General features: G+C 37.3%; 4 protein-coding genes. 3 read left to right on the top strand and 1 reads right to left on the bottom strand.

Features of this window, described 5'->3' with window-relative positions; genetic code table 11:
• Together AC3AX0_RS10550 and AC3AX0_RS10545 are read left to right on the top strand one after the other, a co-directional pair.
• A partial coding sequence (locus AC3AX0_RS10550; protein WP_487550251.1) for a ZIP family metal transporter occupies positions 1-726 on the top strand: 726 nt, incomplete at its 5' end.
• Between the two features lie 14 nt (positions 727-740).
• Positions 741-1,250, top strand: coding sequence for a ferritin (locus AC3AX0_RS10545; RefSeq protein WP_487550250.1), 510 nt, complete (start codon positions 741-743; stop codon positions 1,248-1,250).
• 70 nt (positions 1,251-1,320) lie between these two features.
• Here the strand turns inward: AC3AX0_RS10545 and AC3AX0_RS10540 are convergent, their stop codons facing one another.
• On the bottom strand, positions 1,321-2,184 hold the full coding sequence (locus AC3AX0_RS10540) for a radical SAM protein (protein WP_487550249.1): 864 nt from the start codon (positions 2,182-2,184) through the stop codon (positions 1,321-1,323).
• A 234-nt stretch (positions 2,185-2,418) separates the two neighbouring features.
• Here AC3AX0_RS10540 and AC3AX0_RS10535 point away from each other — a divergent pair, with 234 nt between their 5' ends.
• A complete protein-coding gene (locus AC3AX0_RS10535) occupies positions 2,419-2,778 on the top strand; it encodes a DUF7670 domain-containing protein (protein ID WP_487550248.1) in 360 nt (119 codons plus the stop codon).
• The last annotated feature ends 208 nt before the right edge of the window (positions 2,779-2,986 follow it).

Below are 2,986 nucleotides of genomic sequence, written 5' to 3'. Positions count from 1 at the left end.
GCAGTTGTATTTTTTTTCAAGGAGATAAATCAGAAGCTTTTGGATGTAATGCTTGGTTTTTCGGCAGGGGTTATGATAGCAGCCAGCTTTTGGTCCTTACTGGCTCCGGCAATTGAAATGGCGGAAGCTAATGGAATGACAGCTTGGCTAGTTGCAGCCATTGGATTTCTTGCCGGTGGAGTTTTTTTATGGATTGCCGATACAGTTGTACCCCATCTTCATATTGGAGAACCAATGGAAAATGCAGAGGGCCCAAAGACATCCCTAACAAGGAGCATACTTCTTGTACTTGCAATAACTTTGCATAACATACCAGAAGGTCTTGCGGTTGGAGTTGCTTTTGGAGCAGCAGCTGTCAGTATGAATGGAGCATCCCTAGCAGGGGCAATGGCGCTAGCACTTGGTATAGGTATTCAGAATTTCCCTGAAGGAGCAGCGGTTTCGGTGCCTCTTAGAAGGGAAGGAGTGAGTAGGCCAAAGGCGTTTTTCTATGGACAGGCATCTGGAATAGTAGAACCGATTGCGGGAGTAATTGGTGCAATAACAGTCATTTCCATGCAGAGTATATTGCCTTATGCACTTGCTTTTGCAGCAGGCGCGATGATATATGTTGTTGCCGAGGAACTCATACCAGAATCACAGCTAAACAACAATACCAATATTGCGACAATAGGTGTTATGATTGGCTTTTCGGTTATGATGATGCTTGACGTTGCATTAGGATAATAAAGGAGGATACTATGTTATCAAAAAAATTACTTGATGAACTAAATCTTCAAATCAAATATGAACTTGAGTCAGCTCATTATTACAATGCAATGCAGACTTACTTTGATTCAAATGACCTGCCGGGATTTGCAAATTTCTTTAAAATTCAGGCTGAGGAAGAAAGATTCCATGCAAACAAGTTTTACGGCTTTGTTTACGAGATGGGTGGAGATGTTGAATTGACACCACTTGATCTTGTAGGAAAAGATTTTAAATCTCCTCTTGATATTTTCGAGAAGGCTCTTGAACACGAAAAATTTGTAACAAGCAGAATATATCATCTAATGGATATAGCAATGGAAGAAAAGGAATATGCAACTCAATCAGTTCTTAAATGGTTCATCGACGAGCAGGTTGAAGAGGAAGATTCAATGAAGACAAAGATTGGAAAATTGAAAAGAATCATGGACAGTCCAAATGCTCTTTACCAAATGGATGCAGAGCTTGGTGCAAGAACGTTTACACCACCAGTAGCAGAATAGTTAGAACCTAAATATCTTAAATCAACGAAAGATATGTAAATTAAAAGGAGACCTAAAAGGTCTCCTTTTGCTACAGCCTTCTAAAATGTTCAGGCGTATAATTCTTTTCCTTCATTGCTTCTTTGATTTCCTCAAGCATCTTTTCCTTGTCCCTGTTGAGTACTCCACTTAGATTCACATAGTTTGAAACGTGGTTGCTTCTGAAAATACAGTCTGTAAGGTCCATGTTATCTAGCATGAGATAAGTTTCATCCATTATTTCATCAGGAGTCATAAGCTTGAATTTACCACTGTTTACATCTGCTGCAAGTTCTGTACCTTCATCAATATTTAGAGTCAGAAGAGCAAAATATTGAGGATTGATGGCTGAAATTACCTTTGCAGAGTCCAATGCATGTTCCTTTACCAGCTCGTTGCTGCCGATACCAGAAATTATCATGCAGGAGAATACAAAGCCAGCATCAACAGCTTTTCTACCAGCTTCAATCATCTGATCTCCATTTACACCTTTCTTGATTCTTCTAAGGATTTCATCATTGCCGCTTTCAACGCCCATATAAAGCATTGCAAGACCAGCTTCCCTGATGGTTGTCAAATCCTCTGGAGTTTTTCTTAAAAGATCCAGTGGACCTGAATAGCATGAAATTCTTTCAACATTTGGAAAGTTTGACTTTACCATTTCAAGATAATGTAGTATCTTTTCAGTCGATAGACAGAGGAAGTCACCGTCAGCTATGAAAATTTTTCTTGGATTAGGATCATATTTTTTAATATATTCAATATGTGCTATAACTTCTTCGTCGTTTTTTATTCTGAATTGTTTACCTTTGTACATTCCGCAGAATGTACATTTATTGTGTGAACATCCTTCTGTTATCTGGATGATCAAACTTCTTCCTTCACTTGGTGGTCGGTATACCGGATTGCTATACATAATTATCCCTCTTTTCTTATTTGCCTTGGAATAAGGCAGCTAACGCAACGCAGTTGCTTTGTATTAATATAACTATATTATACTTGAAGGAGCTATTTTACAACAATTATTAAATGAATTATTAGACATATGAAATTAAGGAACAGGTTTTTAATGAATTAAACTAAAAAAAGTAGTATAATGTTATAATCACCAGCTGTCTACAGCTGAGAAATTGTGAAAAGAGGTGCAGCTTTGAAAAAATTAATGGGTGTGGGAGGAAGATTTCTCTTTATTCTGCTCTTTGGATTTTTCATGTCGTTTTTTATTTTTGAATCAGTAGGTGACGAAGGCTTCAGTTTAACTGGATTGCCGGTAAAGCTTATGATTATGATTGCTTCTTTTTTTGTAATGTTCATAGGACTGATGGTTTCCTTCAAAAATGTAAAGCTTGGAGGCTTTATAATAATGGGGGGAGGAGTTTTTAACGCTATTTATATGATACTAGGAGGTGGTGCTGATGATATTGATGCTGCGCTTATATTTGGAGTACCTTTTATAATAATAGGAGTTATGATTATTGCTTCCTTCAGGAAAAAAAGCAAATATTATTGATTATAGCTGATTTAGAGTCAAATTATTGCCATCAATATATTGACGTACAGCTATTCTAGTGATATTATTAACATATTAATTTACTTATCATTTACCGATCGGTGATTTTCCCAAAACCTTACTAAAAAACAGATCTAACAAGAAAGTAGCTACGCTGCGTTAACCCGGTCACAGCGACATCGTCGCGCTAGATGTGAAGCAGATAGTG

The sequence above is a fragment of the Dethiosulfatibacter sp. genome (assembly GCF_983023055.1).
This window is presented reverse-complemented; position numbering and strand designations above follow the sequence as displayed.